The following is a 14,718-nucleotide window of genomic DNA, read 5'->3' as shown; positions in this document are numbered from 1 at the left end:
GGCCAGGCGGAGCGTCCCGGCCGGGATGTCGGCGGCATTGGCGACATGCGGCTCGGCCGTGGTCAGCGTGCCGGTCTTGTCGAAGACGATGGTGTCGGCCTCGGCGAAACGCTCGAGGGCGTCGCCGGCATTGAGGAAGACGCCGCGGCGGAACAGCGCGCCGGCGGCCGCGACCTGGACCGCGGGGATGGCGAGCGCCAGCGCGCAGGGGCAGGTGATGATCAGCACCGCCGTGGCGATCAGCACCGACTGATGGATGCCGGCCCCGGCAACGAGCCAGCCGATCGCCGCCAGAAGCGCGGTGAGATGGACGAAGGGGGCGTAGAGCCGGGCGGCGCGGTCGGCGAGCTTGACCCGGCGCGAGCGCGCCTCGGTCGCCTTGTCAAGGAGGCGCTGGACCTCGTCGACCAGCGACTCGCCGGAAAGCGCCGTCGCCCTGACGGTGAGGGGCCCCGACAGGTTGAGGGTGCCGGCATAGACCATGTCGCCCTCACGGACGGTCTTCGGCAGCGTCTCGCCGGTGATCAGGCTCTCGTCGACGGTCGAGCCGCCCGCGACGACGGTGCCATCCGCCGCGACCCGCTGGCCGGGCCGGACGAGGATCGAGCGCCCGGCATGGATCGCCGCGGCGGGAACGGTGCGGATCGAGCCGTCCGGCTGGATCAGCTCGGCGGTCTCGCCCTTCAGCGCCGCGAGGTTGCCGGCGAGGGTCCGGGTCTTGCGCCGCATCATCTGGTCGAGGCTGCGGCCGGCGAGCAGGAAGAAGAGCAGCATCACCGCGCTGTCGAAATAGGCGTGCTCGGCCGAGATCGCGGTCTCGTAGAGAGAGACGCCGACGGCGAGCAGCACGCCGACCGAGATCGGCACGTCCATGTTGGTGCGCCGCGCCCTGAGCGCCGTCCAGGCGCTGGCGAAGAACGGCCGGCCGGCATAGGCGACGGCGGGAATCGCGATCAGCGCGGAGAGCCAGTGGAAGAGGTCGCGGGTTTCCGGCGAGATGTCGCTGGCATTGCCGGCCCACACCGAGACCGAGAGCAGCATGATGTTCATCGCCGCGAAGCCGGCGACGGCAAGCGCCTTGAGCAGCCGCTTCATCTCCGCGTCGCTCTCGGCCTCCACCGAGCCGGTGGAGAAGGGCCGCGCGCGGTAGCCGCCCCTGTCGAGCGCCTCGACCAGCGACGCGGGCTCGACGGCGCCCTCGCGCCAGTCGACCCCGACCCGGCGGAGCGTCAGGTTGACCCGCGCGTCGGTGACGCCGGGAACCGCCTTGAGGCGCTTCTCGATGCCCGAGATGCAGCCGGCACAGTGGATGCCGTCGACCGCGAGATCGATATGGCAGGCGCCGTCGTCGTCCGAGGTCACGTAATGGGAAAGGTCGACGGCGCTCATCGTTACTTCACCGTGATGCGGTTCCGCGACCGGTAGAGCCTCTCACCGTCGCGGGATATGTCGATATCGAGCCGCCACTGGCCGACCGGCGCGGCGGCCTCGCCGGCATAGTGTCCGTGGCCGGTCGAATGGAGCGCGAATTCCACGTCGCGCCGCGCGTCGACCGGGTGGCCGAGATGGGCGACGACATCGAGCCCGGTCACCGGCTGGCCGGACTTGTCGACAACCTCGACGGCGAGCCTACGCTCATCACCGACCGACGTCACCCGCCCGTCGACGGTCCAGCCGAGGGCCTTCTGCGCGGCGGCGGCGGCCTCCTCGTCCTTGAAGTGGAGGCCCGCCTGGTAGGAGCTTGGCGTGTCGACGCCGCCGAAGGTCGAGATGGCGAAATCGACCAGGGCGATATTGGCGACGAGGATCAGGCCGAAGAAGCCGACCAGCGTGAAGAAGACCATACGCCCGGTCACCCGCCATCCGCCGGTTGGGGAGATGCCTGGCGTGCGAAGGTTCATTTCCCGGTCCCCGGTCCCCGGAAGTTGTCGGTGGCGGACGCGACGGAACCGTCCTCCGTATCGGCCAGCACGAAGGTGACCGGCACGGACGGTTCCGCGGGCGGCTCGGCGACGCTGACGATCACGCGGACTTCCCTGGTCTGGTCGGCGGCGACGGTCACCACCTGGTCGCCATCCTGGCCGGTGGCGGCCGTGACCTCAACCGTCGGATCGGTCAGGCCGTCGACGGAGATGGCGAAATTGCGGGGTATGGTGCGCTTGTTGAGGATGCGGACCGTATAGGCATTGCGGATGCCGCCGTCGGAGAGGACGACGAATTCCGGATTGCGGTCATGCAGCACGTTGACCGAGGTGACCGAACGCGCCGACAGCGACCATACCATGACCGCGCCGACGACGAGGATCAGGATCGAATAGAACAGGGTGCGCGGACGGACCACGCGTGAAATCGCCGGCTTGCCCTCGAGCCGTTGCTCGATGTTGATGTCGGTGTCGTAGCTGATCAGCCGGGTCGGACGGTCGAGGCGCTCCATGACGCTGTCGCAGGCATCGATGCACAGCCCGCACTGGATGCAGCCGAGATTCGGTCCGCCGCGGATATCGACGCCGGTCGGGCAGACGACGACGCACTGATGGCAGTCGACGCAGTCACCGGCCGCCTCGCCGCGCTGCCGGGCCGCGTCCGCCTTCTTGGCCGACATGCGGGGCTCGCCGCGATCGAAGCGATAGGTGACGTTGTAGGCATATTCGTCGGTGAGCGCGGCCTGGATGCGCGGCCAGGGACACATATAGAGGCAGACCTGCTCGCGCAGGTGGCCGGCCAGCGCATAGGTGGTGAAGGTCAGGATGCCGATCCACAGATAGGCGATGAAGGGTGCCTGGAGGGTGGCGAGATCGTAGACCAGCGTCGGCGCATCGGCGAAATAGAGAACCCAGGCGCCGCCCGTCCACCATGCGGTCAGCAGCCACAGCGCATGCTTCAGCGTCTTGCGGGCGGCGAGCCGGGGCGTGAGCTTGCCCGCGTCGTTGTGCATCCGCTCGCGGCGGTCGCCCTCGGTCCAGCGCTCGATGGCGAGGAAAAGGTCGGTCCACACCGTCTGGGGGCAGAGGTAGCCGCACCAGACGCGTCCGGCGACGGCGTTCATCAGGAAGAGCAGAAGCGCCGCGAGGATCAGGAGGCCGGTGACGTAGTAGATTTCCTGCGGCCATATCTCGATGAAGAAGAAGTAGAAGCGGCGGCCCGGCAGGTCGATCAACACCGCCTGGTCCGGCGCGCCGGGGCCGCGATCCCAGCGGATGAAGGGGGTGAAATAGTAGATGCCGAGCGTGACGACGAGAACGATCCACTTGATCCGGCGGAAAGTGCCACGGACGCTCTGCGGATAGATCTTCTTGTGCTTGGCGTAGAAGGACTTACCGCTGTCGGGGTCGTCTTCGATGTGAGCAGGAACGTTCATTGGAGCGAGGCATCCGGTGGAACCTGCGCGACCCTGGCGGCGGGGGACGCGCAGATGCGTTGATCGTGATCAACCTGATCTACTCGCCGCCGCCGAGGTTATGGACATAGAAGGTGAGCGCCTTCAGGGTCGTCGGGTCGAGGCGCTCGCTCCAGGCCGGCATCGACGAGTTCCGGGCGTTGGTGATCGTCGCCACCACATCCGGTGTCGCCGAGCCGTAGAGCCAGATCGCGTCGGTCAGGTTGGGGGCGCCGATTTCCTGATCTCCCCTGGCGTCGTCGCCGTGACAGCTTGCGCAGTTATCCGCGAATATCTTCGCGCCCGCCTCGAGATCGGAGCCGTGAGGCACCGGCAGGCCGGACAGCGAGCGGACATATTGGGTGACATCGCGAATCTGCGCGCCGGTAAGGATGCCATCGCGGCCGAAGGCCGGCATCTCGCTGTAACGGCTGTCCGAATTGGCATTGCGGACGCCGTAGGCGATGGTGTGGGCGATGTTGTCGATCGATCCGCCCCACAGCCAGTCGTCGTCGATGAGGTTGGGGTATCCCTTCGCCCCGCCGCCGCCGGCGCCGTGACAGGGCGCGCAATTCTCCTTGAAGGCGATGCTGCCATAGGCGCGGGTGAAGTCGAGGAGCTCGGGATCATCCTTGATCGCGGCGATCTCCGTCTTGCTCAGCTTGTCGACCATCGGGCCACGATCGGCCTGGAGCTGGGCGATCGCCTCGTCGACGGCGGTGCGCGAGTTCCAGCCAATCACGCCGTTGGTCGCCGAGAAGACCAGCGGCCAGGCCGGATAGACGATCCAGTAGCCGACCGAGAAGAGGATGCAGGCGTAGAAGATCCAGAGCCACCAGCGCGGCAGCGGCTGGTTGAGCTCGGCGATCCCGTCCCATTCGTGGCCGGTGGTCTTGAAGCCGGTGACGGTATCGAGCTTTTCGTTGCTGGGGTCGGCCATGCTCAGTCCTCGTTCAGCGGGAGCCGTGCGGCCCGGTCATAGCGCTGCTTCCGCGAGGGGCGCATGACCAGCAGGACGACGACGACAAAAACCGCGAAGAAATAGAGAAGTCCCCACGACTGGGCGAATTCGGCGACGGCTCTGTAGGTGTCCGGCATGAACGCGCTCCTCAGCGAATATTCGCGTTGTCGTCGTAGAGGTTGAAGTCGATGGCCGTGCCGAGCGACTGGAGATAGGCGATCAGCGCATCCGCCTCGGTCAGCCGGCCGCTGGCCGTCACCGTGCCGGTGAAGTCACGGATATTGGCGTTGGGGTAGCGGGCGAGCAGGTCATCCGCCTCCACCGGGTCGAGCGTGCCCTGGATCACCGCATCGCGCTTCGCATTCTCGATCATCTCGTCCGTATAGGGGACGCCGAGCGCCTTCTGCACCATCAGGTCCTCGTCGAGATAGGTGATGTCGAGCTCGGTCTCGGCGAGCCAGCGGTAGGAGGGCATGATCGAGGCAGGGATCACCGAACGCGGGTCGTTGAGGTGGTCGAGATGCCAGGTATCGGAATACTTGCCGCCGACGCGGGCGAGGTCGGGCCCGGTCCGCTTCGAGCCCCACTGGAAGGGCCGGTCATACATCGACTCGGCCGCCAGCGAGTAATGGCCGTAGCGCTCGACCTCGTCGCGGAGCGGCCGCACCATCTGCGAATGGCAGTTGTAGCAACCTTCGCGGACGTAGATGTTGCGCCCGGCGAGCTCGAGCGGCGTGTAGGGACGCACCCCGTCGACGGTTTCGATCGTGTTCTTCAGGTAGAAAAGCGGCACGATCTCGACGATGCCGCCGATCGAGATGACGATCAGCGCCCCGATCATGAGCAGGATGGCGTTGGTTTCGAGGATCTGGTGCTTGGCCCAGGCTGACATGGTTCGTGCCTCCCCTTATTCGGCCGGAACCATGGCGGGCCGGGCCTCCGGCACCGCCGATGCCTCGGGCGAGGCTATGGTTTTCCAGATGTTGTAGACCATCAGCACCGCCCCGGTCAGGAAGAGCAGGCCGCCGAGCGCCCGGATCAGGTAGAACGGGTGCATCGCCTCGACGGTCTCGACGAAGGAATATTCGAGGAAGCCGAGCGAGTTATAGGCGCGCCACATAAGGCCCTGGAGGATACCGGCCACCCACATCGAGGTGATGTAGAGGACGATGCCGAGGCTCGAGAGCCAGAAATGCCACTCGACGAGCTTGAGCGAGTAGAGGCCCTTGCGGTTCCACAGCCACGGCACCAGGCAGTAGATCGCTCCGAAGGAGATGTAGGCGACCCAGCCGAGCGCGCCGGAATGGACATGGCCGATGGTCCAGTCGGTGTAGTGGGACAGCGAGTTGACCACCTTCACCGACATCAGCGGCCCCTCGAAGGTCGACATGCCGTAGAAGGCGACGGACACGACCATCATGCGGATCACCGGGTCGGTCCTGAGCTTGTCCCAGGCACCGGACAGCGTCATGATGCCGTTGATCATCCCGCCCCAGGACGGCATCCACAGCATGACCGAGAAGGTCATGCCGAGCGTCTGCGCCCAGTCCGGCAGCGCCGTGTAGTGGAGGTGGTGGGGACCGGCCCAGATGTAGAGGAAGATCAGCGACCAGAAGTGGATGATCGACAGCCGGTAGGAATAGACCGGCCGGTCCGCCCGCTTCGGGATGAAGTAATACATGATCCCGAGGAAGCCGGCGGTGAGGAAGAAGCCCACCGCGTTATGGCCGTACCACCACTGGACCATGGCGTCCTGGACGCCGGCCCAGACGATGTAGGACTTGGACGAGAAGACCGAGACCGGGATCGCGGCGTTGTTGCCGAGGTGGAGGACGGCGATCGTCAGGATGAAGCCGAGGAAGAACCAGTTCGCGACATAGATATGCGGCTCCTTGCGTCTCAGGATCGTGCCCATGAAGACGATCAGGTAGACCACCCAGACGATGGTCAGCCACAGGTCGCTGTACCATTCCGGCTCGGCATATTCCTTCGACTGGGTGATGCCGAGCAGGTAGCCGGTACCGGCGATGACGATGAAGAAATTGTAGCCGATCACCACGAACCACGGCGCGAGGTCGCCGACCATCCGGGCCCGGCAGGTGCGCTGGACCACGTAGAAGGAGGTTGCCACCAGCACGTTGCCGCCGAAGGCGAAGATCACCGCGGAGGTGTGAAGCGGCCGGATGCGGCCGAAGCTGATCCAGGGCAGATCGAAGTTGAGGAGCGGGAAGGCAAGCTCGAGCGCGGCATAGAGGCCGACCGTGAAGCCGGCAATGCCCCAGAACAGGGCGGCGATGGTGGCGAACTTGATCGGCCCGTAGTTGTAGTTGGGCTTGCCGTCGATCTCGAGCGCCGGCAATTCCGCCGGCCGCGAATGGAAGCGGTCGATGATCTTGTAGACGAAATAGGCCGAGACCGCCGCGAAGAGGATGGCGTGGAAGGAGTAGGCGCTGGAATGGGCCTTGCCCGCGACGATCAGCGAGAAGAGCGCCAGAACCGACAGCGCGATGGCGAGCCCGATTTCGCCGTGCGTGAATGACTTTCGGACACCTGTTGGATTCGCCATGCGTCCCCCTTGCCGGCGCTGCCAGATTCGAGGGGCGACATTGGCCGCAGCCCCGAACCCCCACGTTGATTCAGGTCAAAGGGTAATCGAATATACCGCGTCGGCGAAGCCGCTTCTTCGCCGAAGGACCGGCCCGGCGTCCCGCGGAGCCGGCGCTAGGGCGTCGGCGCGTCGGAGCGGATGAGACCCTCGGACTTCAGGTCGCTCCACAGCCCGTCCGGTATTTCCTGACGGAACAACTCGAGATTGCTGGTCACGTGCTCCGGCCTGAAGCCGCCCGGGATGACCGCCGCGGCGAGCGGATGGTGCAGGGGGAACTGGAGGGCGACCGAGGCGAGGGGGACGCCGTAGCTCTTGCAGACCGCCTCGATCCGCCGCGCCCGTTCGAGCTCCTCCGGAGAAGCGTCGGCGTAGTTGTATTTCGCGCCCTCGATCGGGCCGGTGGCGTAGATGCCCGACGAGAAGACGCCGGCGACGATGAACCCGACGCCGCGCTCGGCGCACATCGGCAGCTCGCGGTCGAGCGTGTCCTGCTCGCCGAGCGTATAGCGCAGCGCCAGCATGAAGAAATCGAGGTCGACCATGTCGAGATAGGCGGGAATCGTGCGGAGCTCGTTGACCCCGGCGCCGATCGCGCCGATCAGCCCATGCGCCTTCAGCTCCTCGAGAGCACGGAAACCGCTGGTGGCGAGCTGGGACAGGTAGGCGTTCACCTTGGCATCGGTCTGGTGGTGCCACCAGTCGAGGTCGTGGATGATCAGGATGTCGATGCGGTTCATGCCGAGGCGCTGGAGGCTGTCCTCATAGGCCCGCATGATGCCGTCATAGCTGTAGTTCCATTCGATATCGAAGGAGAGGCCCCCGGCCCACATCCCGGTATCGAACGTGTCGGGATTCGCCGGCGCCCTGAGGATCCGGCCGACCTTGGTGGAGATGATGACCTCGTTCCGCGGCCGGCTGTAGAGCGCGCGCCCGATCCGGTGCTCGCTCTGGCCGCGCCCGTACCACGGCGCCGTGTCGTAATAGCGCACGCCCGCATCCCAGGCGGCCGAAAGCGTGGCTTCGGCGTCGGCGTCGCTGACCTTGGTGAACAGGTCGCCAAGCGGCGCCCCGCCAAAGCCGAATTGCGGCAGCATGACATCCGAACGGCCAAGCTTGCGTCGCTGAAATGGATCCATGGTGAGTCCCCCTCGGTCGGTCTTGATCTGGCAGGTCTGTCGACGGCGCGGCGCTTCTGGTATGCCCGGTTGCCGCGGCGCGCAGCCTTTCTAGCATGAGCATCGAAGGGTGGCGTGATGCAAAACGTCAATATCGGACCCGCAATCGACGCCGACGGCCGCATCGCCATGGGAATCAGGGACGAGCTCCAATCGCGGACCGCGCCCGGCCGGCATCGACATTGGTGGAACGCAACGACCTAGCCAGGAAACGACAAATACCTACAATCGGGGGAAACAGATCGAGAGGGGAACAACCGGGATGCTGCTTGGCTTCAACATGCTTCTGTGGGCGAGCCAGCTCACACAAGAGCACTTTCCGCTGCTCGCGAAGATCAAGGCGGCGGGCTATGACGGCGCCGAACTCCCGCTCTTCGGCGGAACGCCCGAGGAATACGAGCCTGTCGGGCGCGAGTTGAAGAATACCGGGCTGCGGGCGACCGCGGTCTGCGTGATTCCCGACAAGGAGCACGACTGCACGAGCTCCGACCCGAAGGTCCGGGCCGCCGGGCTCTCCCATCTCAAATGGGCGATCGACTGCCTCGAGGCCGCCGGCGGCGAGCTGCTCTGCGGGCCGTTCTACCAGCCGCTCGCCATCTTCTCCGGCGATCCGCCGACCAAGGAGGAGCGAGACGGCATCGTCGAGGTGCACAAGGCAGCCGCGCGCTACGCGGCGAAGGCCGGTATCAAGCTCGCGGTGGAGCCGCTGAACCGCTTCGAGTGCTATGCGCTCAACACCGCCGCCGACGCGGCCGAGATCGTCAAGCGCGTCGACGAGCCGAATTACGGCTACCTCTACGACACCTTCCACGCCAATATCGAAGAGAAGGATCCGGTCGGCGTCATCGCCCCGACGATCAGGCAGATCATGCATGTCCACACCTCCGAGAACGACCGGGGCACGCCGGGCAAGGGCCATGTGCCCTGGCCGGAGACCTTCAAGGCGCTGAAGTCGAACGGCTATGACGGCTGGTACGTCATCGAGGCCTTCGGGCGGGCGCTGCCCGGCATCGCCGAGGCGACCCGCGTGTGGCGCGACTTCTTCCCGCATACCGACGAGGTCTATCAATTCGGCCACGACTTCCTGCGTGACCAGTGGGCCAAGGCCTGAGCGGGCAGGCGGATATCGGGAGGAAACAACGATGAAGACCATCAAGGGGCCGGGAATCTTCCTGGCCCAGTTCGTCGGCGACGACGCGCCGTTCCATTCCTTCGACGCGATCTGCGGCTGGGCGGCGTCGCTCGGCTACAAGGGCGTCCAGATCGCCGCCTGGGACGGGCGGCTGATCGACCTGAAGAAGGCGGCCGAGAGCAAGGATTATTGCGACGAACTGAAGGGCACGGCGGCGAGCCACGGCGTCGAGATCACCGAGCTCGCCACCCACCTCCAGGGCCAGTGCGTGGCGGTCAATCCCGCCTATGACGACGCGCTCGACGCCTTCGCCGCGCCGGAGGTCCGGGGCAATCCCAAGGCGCGGCAGGAATGGGCGATCGAGCAGGTCAAGCTCGGCGCCCGCGCCAGCCGCAACCTCGGGCTCGACGCCCATGTCACCTTCTCGGGCTCGCTCGCCTGGCCCTTCCTCTATCCCTGGCCGCCGCGCCCGGCCGGGCTGATCGAGGCGGCCTTCACCGAGCTCGCCAACCGCTGGCGGCCGATCCTCGACCTCCATGACGAGGTGGGCGTCGACGCCTGCTTCGAGCTCCATCCGAGCGAGGACCTCTTCGACGGCACCAGCTTCGAGCGTTTCCTCGACCTGCTCGACGGCCATCCGCGCTGCTGCATCAACTATGACCCGTCCCACTTCCGGCTGCAGAACCTCGACTATGTCGGCTTCATCGACGTTTATCACGAGCGGATCAGGGCGTTTCACGTCAAGGATGCCGAGCTTCGCTCGACGCCGAAGCAGGGCGTCTATTCGGGCTACTCGGACTGGCCGGAACGCGCCGGCCGCTTCCGTTCGCTCGGCGACGGCGACATCGATTTCGCGGCGATCTTCACCCAGCTCTCCGTCCACGGCTATGACAGCTGGGCGGTGCTCGAATGGGAATGCGCGATCAAGAACCGCGACGACGGCGCCGCCGAAGGCGCGCCGTTCATCGCCGACCACATCATCCGGGTCAGCGAGTCGAACTTCGACGATTTCATCGACCAGGGCGCCGACAACGCGGCGGTCAACCGCGCGCTCGGCCTCGATCGCTGAAATGCCGCTCCGGGGCCGTCTGACAGCGGCCCCGGAATCAGGTATTGCGGGTCATCCGTCGGCGGCACCGCCAATGACCAGTTTCACCCTTCGCGGAATTCCATCATGGGTCGCTCCGGTTGATCCCGTCGGGGGCGAATCGCGGGGGCCAATCACGAGTGTCCGGAATGAATGAGCAAGCGCGTTCCAGCTCCTCCCGCCGCGTCGCGGTGATCGGCCTGGGGTCCATGGGCCATGGCATGGCCGTGTCGCTGAAGCGCGCCGGCCATGAGGTCGTCGGCTTCGACGTGAGGGCGGAGGCGGTCGAACGCTTCGTCGCCGATGGCGGGCTCGGCGCCGCGACGCCGGGCGAGGCGGCGAGGGGCGCCGCCACCGTGGTGTCGGTCGTCCTCAATGCCGAGCAGACGGAAGCCGTGCTGTTCGGGGCGGATGGCTGCGCGGCGACGATGGAGGAGGGGGCGGTCTTCATCTCCTCGGCGACCATGGCGCCGTCGATCGCCAGGGCGATGGCGGAGCGTCTCGAAGCGACCGGCCGTCACTATCTCGACGCGCCGATCAGCGGCGGCGCCCAGCGGGCGATGAGCGGCGAGCTGACCGTACTCGTCTCCGGCAGCGACCAGGCGATGGCGGCCGCCGGGCCGGTGGTCGACGCCATGGCGGCGACCGTCTTCCCGCTCGGGCCGGCAGTCGGCACCGCGGCAAGCCTCAAGGTCGTCAACCAGCTGCTCGCCGGCGTTCACATCGCCGCAGCCTGCGAGGCGATGGCCTTCGCCGCCGCGCATGACCTCGACCCGAGCAAGGTGTTCGAGGTGATCACCCGCTCGGCAGGCAACTCCTGGATGTTCGAGAACCGGGTGCCGCATATCCTCGAAAACGACTATTCGCCGAGGAGCGCGGTCGACATCTTCGTCAAGGATCTCGGCATCGTGCTCGACATCGCCCGGGCCGAGAAGATCCCGGTACCGCTCGCCGGCACGGCGCTCCAGTCCTTCGTCATGACATCGGCGGCCGGCATGGGCGGCGACGACGATTCCTCGGTCTTCAGGCTCTACCAGCGCATCCGCGGCGCGATCGACGGCATGCCGGGCGATGAAGCGTCCTGACATGTCCGACGGAGTGTTGCCGCGATGAGCCTGCCCGACGCGATCGAAACCAAGCTCACGGAGATCGGGCTGATCCCGGCCGGCGTCCCGGTGACCGCCGAGCGGCTGACCGGCGGCGTCTCCTCCGACATCTGGAAGGTGACCGCCGGCGAGCGGACCTTCTGCGTCAAGCGCGCCATGGCGCGGCTCGCGGTCGAGCAGGACTGGTTCGCCCCGGTCGAGCGCAACCGCTATGAGCGGCTGTGGTATGCGACGGTCGGCGAGCGGGTGCCGGGCTTCGCGCCGGGCGTCCTCGCCCATGACGACGAGGCGATGTTCTTCGCCATGGCGTGGCTCGACCCGGCCGAGTACCTGCTGTGGAAGGCGGAGCTGATGGCGGGACGAGTCGACCGGGACTTCGCCGGCATCTTCGCCGGCAAGCTCGCCGCGCTCCATGCGGCGACCGCCGGCGATCCGGAGATCGAGCGGGCATTTCCGACCGGCGAGCTGTTCGAGGCACTGCGGCTCGATCCCTATCTCCGCGCAACCGGCGTGAGGCATCCGGCGCTGGCGGAGCGGCTCGATGCGCTGGCCGACCGGACCGCGGCGACCCGCAAGGCGCTGGTCCATGGCGACGTCAGCCCCAAGAACATCATGATCGGTCCCGGCAAGGCCCCGGTGCTGCTCGACGCCGAATGCGCCTGGTATGGCGACCCCGCCTTCGACATCGCCTTCTGCGTCAACCACCTGCTGCTGAAATGCCTGGCCGCGCCGCAGGCGAGCGGCGAGCTGCTCGCTGCCTTCGACGCCTTCTGCGCCGCCTACCGGGCGGGCGTCGACTGGGAGCCGGCGGCCGATCTGGAGGCCCGCGCCGCGTCGCTGCTGCCGGCGCTGCTGCTGGCGCGCATCGACGGCAAGTCGCCGGTCGAATATGTCACGGAAGAAGCGACGCGAGAGCGGGTGCGCGGCGTCGCCATCCCGCTTGTAAAGACGGCGCCGGCGACGCTCGGCGCGGTGCGCGACGCCTGGAAAGGGGAGTTTGCGGTTTGACGAAGACCAGGATCGGGTCGGTCCACGGACGGCGGGTCTGGGACTCGCGTGGCCGGCCGACGGTCGAGGCCGAGGTGACGCTGGAAGGCGGCGCCGTCGGGCGCGCCATCGCGCCGGCCGGTGCCTCGACCGGATCGGGCGAGGCGGTCGACCGCCGCGACGGCGGGACGCGCTTCGGCGGGCTCGACGTCGCGAACGCGGTCGCGGCGGTCAATGGCGAGATCGCGAAAGCGCTCGCCGGGCTTGATTCAGAGGATCAGGAAAACGTCGATAACACGCTGATTTCACTGGACGGAACCGCTAACAAGTCGCGGCTCGGCGGCAATGCGACGATCGCGGTTTCGCTCGCCGTCGCCCATGCGAGGGCGGCGGCGGCGGGCGTGCCGCTGTGGAAATCGCTGGCCGGCGACCGGCCGGCGTCGCTGCCGCTGCCGGAGATCCAGCTCTTCGGGGGCGGTGCCCATGCCGCCCGCCGGGTCGACGTCCAGGACTTCATGGTGGTGGCGGTCGGCGCCCGGACATTCACCGGGGCGCTCGACATGACGGCGGAGGTCTATCGCGCGGCGGGCGCGATCCTCGCCGAGCAGGGCAAGCTGATGGGCGTCGCCGACGAGGGCGGCTACTGGCCGGCCTTCGACAGCAACGAGGAAGCGCTCGCCATGACGGTCGAGGCGATCGAGCGGGCGGGCCTGAGGCCGGGCGAGGACGTCGCCATCTCGCTCGATGTCGCGGCCTCCGAATTCGGCCAAGGCGGGCGCTACCGGCTCGCCCGCGATTCCCGCGACCTCGACAGCGAGGCGATGATCGCGCTGCTGCTCGACTGGGTGGCGCGCTACCCGATCGTCTCGATCGAGGACCCGCTCGCCGAGGACGACGAGGCCGGGCTGATCGCCTTCACCGGGGCGGCGGGGCCGGGCCTCCAGATCATCGGCGACGACTACCTCGTCACCAATGCCGACCGGGTCCGCCACGCGCAAGAGGTCGGTGCCTGCAACGCGGTGCTGGTCAAGCCCAACCAGGCCGGAACGGTGACGGAGACGAAGGCGGCGCTGGAGGCCGCGGCATCGGCCGGCTGGGGCGCTGTGGTCTCGGCGCGCTCGGGCGAGACCGAGGACGTTTCCATTGTCCATCTCGCCGTCGGCTGGGGGGCGAAGCAGCTCAAGGTCGGCTCCTTCACGCGCTCCGAGCGGATGGCGAAATGGAACGAGGGCCTGCGGGTCGGCGAGGCGATCGGCGACGATTCCCTGCCGCCGCGCTCGGCGTTTCCGTGGGGCGCGTAGGGAAGGGAGGCGAGCGGCCTCCAGTGAGGGATTGCGATCAGCAAGCGCAAATCCGCCGACTGGACAGCGGTGTAGGCGGCTTCTAGTTTCGCCGCCTTCGCCGCGCACGGATTCCCGACATGCCGCTCGTCCTTCTCTCAGGCCAGATCCACGACGATGGGATGGCCGTTTTCGCCGAGCGCCCGGACATCACCCTCCGCGATCTGGAGGATGCGGATACCGCGACCTTCGTTCGCGAGCTGGCCGAGGCCGACGCGCTGCTGATCCGCACCGCGCAGCTGCCGGCGGAAGCGATCGCCACCGCGGATCGCCTGCGCGTCGTCTCGCGCCACGGCGTCGGCTACGACAACATCCCGGTCGACGCGCTGACGGCGAAGGGCGTGCCGCTGGCGCTCGCGGTCGGGGCGAATGCCGAGGCGGTCGCCGAGCATGTCTTCTTCCTGATGCTGGCGATCGCCAAGGATGGCGCGGCGAATGACAGGGCGGTCCGGGACGGGAACTGGCAGGTGCGCAACAGCCTGACCGCCTTCGATCTCGGCGGGCGGACGCTGCTGCTGGTCGGCTTCGGCCGCGTCGGCCGGGCGGTGGCGAGGATCGCTCGCGTCTTCTCCATGCGGGTGCTTGCCTTCGACCCGATGATCGCCGCCGGGGAGATGGCGGCGGCCGGCGCCGAGAAGGTCGAGGACTGGCGGGCGGTCCTGCCCGAGGTCGACGTGGTTTCGCTCCACGCGCCACGCATGCCCGAGACCGAGAACATGATCGCCGCGGCCGAGCTCGAGGCGATGCGGTCGGACGCGATCCTGATCAATACCTCGCGCGGCGGGCTGGTCGACGAATACGCGCTGGCCGGCGCCCTGCGGGAGGGGCAGCTCGCCGGGGCCGGCATCGACACCTTCCTCGACGAGCCGCCACCGGGCGCCAGCCCGCTGCTCAATTGCGACCGGGCGATCCTCAGCCCGCATGTCGCCGGCCTGACGCGGGAGGC

14 protein-coding genes are annotated in these 14,718 nt (G+C 67.4%); 6 read left to right on the top strand and 8 right to left on the bottom strand.

Annotated features, from left to right (window positions below; genetic code table 11):
• From KDJ86_RS01480 to KDJ86_RS01445, 8 genes are all read right to left on the bottom strand, one after another.
• Positions 1 to 1,389, bottom strand: a 1,389-nt coding sequence (locus tag KDJ86_RS01480; protein WP_291741958.1) for a heavy metal translocating P-type ATPase, incomplete at its 3' end; no start/stop codon positions are given.
• Positions 1,390 to 1,391: 2 nt separating this feature from the next.
• Positions 1,392 to 1,856, bottom strand: a complete 465-nt coding sequence (locus tag KDJ86_RS01475) for a FixH family protein (RefSeq protein ID WP_291741955.1) — start codon at positions 1,854 to 1,856, stop codon at positions 1,392 to 1,394.
• A 41-nt stretch (positions 1,857 to 1,897) separates the two neighbouring features.
• Positions 1,898 to 3,358 carry a cytochrome c oxidase accessory protein CcoG gene (gene ccoG / locus KDJ86_RS01470; RefSeq protein WP_291741952.1) on the bottom strand — a complete coding sequence of 487 codons (1,461 nt, stop codon included), beginning with the start codon at positions 3,356 to 3,358 and terminating at the stop codon, positions 1,898 to 1,900.
• A 79-nt stretch (positions 3,359 to 3,437) separates the two neighbouring features.
• Entirely contained in the window at positions 3,438 to 4,316 is an 879-nt protein-coding gene (gene ccoP, locus KDJ86_RS01465; RefSeq protein WP_291741949.1) for a cytochrome-c oxidase, cbb3-type subunit III, read from the bottom strand.
• 2 nt (positions 4,317 to 4,318) lie between these two features.
• The gene (locus KDJ86_RS01460; RefSeq protein WP_291741946.1) at positions 4,319 to 4,474 is read right to left on the bottom strand and encodes a cbb3-type cytochrome c oxidase subunit 3; all 156 of its coding nucleotides are present in this window, start codon (positions 4,472 to 4,474) and stop codon (positions 4,319 to 4,321) included.
• A gap of 11 nt (positions 4,475 to 4,485) precedes the next feature.
• Positions 4,486 to 5,229, bottom strand: a complete 744-nt coding sequence (gene ccoO / locus KDJ86_RS01455; protein WP_291741945.1) for a cytochrome-c oxidase, cbb3-type subunit II — start codon at positions 5,227 to 5,229, stop codon at positions 4,486 to 4,488.
• A gap of 15 nt (positions 5,230 to 5,244) precedes the next feature.
• The gene (gene ccoN / locus KDJ86_RS01450; RefSeq protein WP_291741943.1) at positions 5,245 to 6,903 is read right to left on the bottom strand and encodes a cytochrome-c oxidase, cbb3-type subunit I; all 1,659 of its coding nucleotides are present in this window, start codon (positions 6,901 to 6,903) and stop codon (positions 5,245 to 5,247) included.
• Positions 6,904 to 7,058: 155 nt separating this feature from the next.
• Positions 7,059 to 8,081 carry an aldo/keto reductase gene (locus KDJ86_RS01445; RefSeq protein WP_291741940.1) on the bottom strand — a complete coding sequence of 341 codons (1,023 nt, stop codon included), beginning with the start codon at positions 8,079 to 8,081 and terminating at the stop codon, positions 7,059 to 7,061.
• 301 nt (positions 8,082 to 8,382) lie between these two features.
• Here KDJ86_RS01445 and KDJ86_RS01440 point away from each other — a divergent pair, with 301 nt between their 5' ends.
• From KDJ86_RS01440 to KDJ86_RS01415, 6 genes are all read left to right on the top strand, one after another.
• Positions 8,383 to 9,231 (top strand): sugar phosphate isomerase/epimerase family protein, encoded by an 849-nt coding sequence (locus tag KDJ86_RS01440; RefSeq protein ID WP_291741938.1) that lies wholly within the window; start codon positions 8,383 to 8,385, stop codon positions 9,229 to 9,231.
• A gap of 31 nt (positions 9,232 to 9,262) precedes the next feature.
• Complete coding sequence (locus tag KDJ86_RS01435; protein WP_291741935.1) at positions 9,263 to 10,321, top strand: sugar phosphate isomerase/epimerase family protein; 1,059 nt, start codon at positions 9,263 to 9,265, stop codon at positions 10,319 to 10,321.
• Between the two features lie 167 nt (positions 10,322 to 10,488).
• The gene (ltnD, locus tag KDJ86_RS01430) at positions 10,489 to 11,424 is read left to right on the top strand and encodes an L-threonate dehydrogenase (RefSeq protein ID WP_291741933.1); all 936 of its coding nucleotides are present in this window, start codon (positions 10,489 to 10,491) and stop codon (positions 11,422 to 11,424) included.
• A gap of 24 nt (positions 11,425 to 11,448) precedes the next feature.
• A complete protein-coding gene (locus KDJ86_RS01425; RefSeq protein ID WP_291741931.1) occupies positions 11,449 to 12,453 on the top strand; it encodes a phosphotransferase family protein in 1,005 nt (334 codons plus the stop codon).
• On the top strand, positions 12,450 to 13,733 hold the full coding sequence (eno, locus tag KDJ86_RS01420; RefSeq protein ID WP_291741928.1) for a phosphopyruvate hydratase: 1,284 nt from the start codon (positions 12,450 to 12,452) through the stop codon (positions 13,731 to 13,733). The genes KDJ86_RS01425 and eno overlap by 4 nt, the downstream gene beginning before the upstream one ends.
• Positions 13,734 to 13,852: 119 nt before the next feature.
• The coding region (locus KDJ86_RS01415; RefSeq protein ID WP_291741926.1) for a hydroxyacid dehydrogenase at positions 13,853 to 14,718 on the top strand (866 nt) is incomplete at its 3' end.

This window comes from Bauldia sp. (assembly GCF_020442045.1).
Classification (GTDB): domain Bacteria; phylum Pseudomonadota; class Alphaproteobacteria; order Rhizobiales; family Kaistiaceae; genus Bauldia.
The sequence above is the reverse complement of the archived record's forward strand: the minus strand, read 5'-3'. Positions and strand labels throughout refer to the sequence as shown.

Coding starts and splice junctions, on each gene's coding strand:
- KDJ86_RS01435 (WP_291741935.1), top strand. CDS start 9,263: ATGAAGACCATCAAGGGGCCGGGAATCTTCCTGGCCCAGTTCGTCGGC.
- KDJ86_RS01460 (WP_291741946.1), bottom strand. CDS start 4,474: ATGCCGGACACCTACAGAGCCGTCGCCGAATTCGCCCAGTCGTGGGGA.
- ccoN (WP_291741943.1), bottom strand. CDS start 6,903: ATGGCGAATCCAACAGGTGTCCGAAAGTCATTCACGCACGGCGAAATC.
- ccoO (WP_291741945.1), bottom strand. CDS start 5,229: ATGTCAGCCTGGGCCAAGCACCAGATCCTCGAAACCAACGCCATCCTG.
- ccoP (WP_291741949.1), bottom strand. CDS start 4,316: ATGGCCGACCCCAGCAACGAAAAGCTCGATACCGTCACCGGCTTCAAG.
- KDJ86_RS01425 (WP_291741931.1), top strand. CDS start 11,449: ATGAGCCTGCCCGACGCGATCGAAACCAAGCTCACGGAGATCGGGCTG.
- KDJ86_RS01445 (WP_291741940.1), bottom strand. CDS start 8,081: ATGGATCCATTTCAGCGACGCAAGCTTGGCCGTTCGGATGTCATGCTG.
- ccoG (WP_291741952.1), bottom strand. CDS start 3,358: ATGAACGTTCCTGCTCACATCGAAGACGACCCCGACAGCGGTAAGTCC.
- ltnD (WP_291741933.1), top strand. CDS start 10,489: ATGAATGAGCAAGCGCGTTCCAGCTCCTCCCGCCGCGTCGCGGTGATC.
- KDJ86_RS01440 (WP_291741938.1), top strand. CDS start 8,383: ATGCTGCTTGGCTTCAACATGCTTCTGTGGGCGAGCCAGCTCACACAA.